At 60.6% G+C, this 1,447-nt stretch carries 1 protein-coding gene; it reads left to right on the top strand.

The genetic code is table 11. The features are described 5' to 3' along the window. Positions 1 to 98 precede the first annotated feature (98 nt). The gene (locus MCRY_RS22250; RefSeq protein ID WP_085633954.1) at positions 99 to 1,391 is read left to right on the top strand and encodes an IS256 family transposase; all 1,293 of its coding nucleotides are present in this window, start codon (positions 99 to 101) and stop codon (positions 1,389 to 1,391) included. Positions 1,392 to 1,447: the final 56 nt, after the last annotated feature.

Here is a 1,447-nt window from a genome sequence, read left to right as displayed (position 1 = left end):
GGGGATGTCCCGGTTAATGTTGAACTATGAATGAAGGGTGGCGTTGCTTTCCCTGAGCCGTAGGCTCGGGGTGTTCAAACCGAAAGGAAAGCAACACCATGAAGAAGACTACGACATCCCAGCTGGCCCTGACCAGCCAGAATGATTTGCGCGGTGCCGTTGCCGGTGCTTGGGAGGCGGTCGGACAAAGCTTTGACCAGTTTTGCCTGCTGGCCGGGGTTTCCGCGCTCAGCGAGATGCTGGAAAGCGACGCATCCGAATTGGCCGGCGAGGCACACGCGCGCAATGCCGATAAACCTGGTCACCGCTGGGGCACGACCCGAGGTCGCCTGGGGTTCCAAGGTGGCAAGGTGGAGTTGGCGCGTCCCCGCGTGCGCTCGAAGGCCACCGGGAAGGAGATGCCGCTGCCCAGTTGGCAGGAGGCCGCCGAGGCCGGCTGGCTGGACGAATGGGCGATGAACCTGATGCTGATAAATGTGGCGACACGCAAGTTTGGGCGCGCCGTTCGTTTGCCCGAAGCGGGTGTTCCGTCGGAGGACGGCTCAGGCCTGTCGAAATCGGCGGTCTCGCGACGTTTCAAGGCGCTGACCGAAGCGCGTATGGGCGAGTGGATGGCCTCAGACCTATCGCATCTCGATCTTCTGGTGATCCAGATTGATGGCCTGCACATGACCGACAAGTTGTTGATGATCGGCGCTGTTGGCATTGATATTGACGGACATAAGCACCCGCTCGGCGTGGTCGAAGGCGCCACAGAAAACGCCGCCACGGTGCAGGCGCTTCTGGATAATCTGATTGAGCGCGGGCTTGATCCCGAGGTCTGCCGGCTGTTCATCGTCGATGGAGCCAAGGCCTTGAGTAAGGCGATCCGCAGGACGTTCGGCGCGGACATTCCGATCCAGCGCTGCCAGGTTCACAAGGCGCGCAATATCGCCGAGCGGATCGATCCGAAGCATCACGCTGCCATCCGCCACGCGCTGAAACAGGCCTGGAAACTCGACGACGCGGACAAGGCGGAACGTCTTCTACGCAATCTGGCGCGGCGTCTTGAGCTGGAAGCACCTGGCATCAGCCGAACGATCCTGGAAGGGTTGGATGAGATCCTTACCGTGATCCGACTCGGCGTCCCTCCGGAATTGCGCCGGTCATTGGCTTCGACAAACATCATTGAGTCGATGAATGCGGTGATCCGTCAGGTCTGTCGAAATGTGAAGCGCTGGCGCGATGCGCAGATGGCGCTGCGCTGGACCGCAGCCGGCATGCTCGAAGCAGGCAAGGGCTTTCGCCGTCTCAAAGCCTACAAGCAGCTGCCCGAATTGAAGGCTGCGTTGGAAAAGCACCGCGCCACAGAAACTAGTGCGCCGGTTGACCCGTTGGCTCAGGCTGCGTAACCATCAAATCCGCAGCGTCGCCCGAAACGCTTTTCAACATCGTTCGGGACATTCCC

The organism is Marivita cryptomonadis, assembly GCF_002115725.1.
In the GTDB taxonomy this organism is placed as follows: domain Bacteria; phylum Pseudomonadota; class Alphaproteobacteria; order Rhodobacterales; family Rhodobacteraceae; genus Marivita; species Marivita cryptomonadis.
Note: the sequence above shows the minus strand (reverse complement) of the source record. Positions and strands in the feature narration are given on the sequence as shown.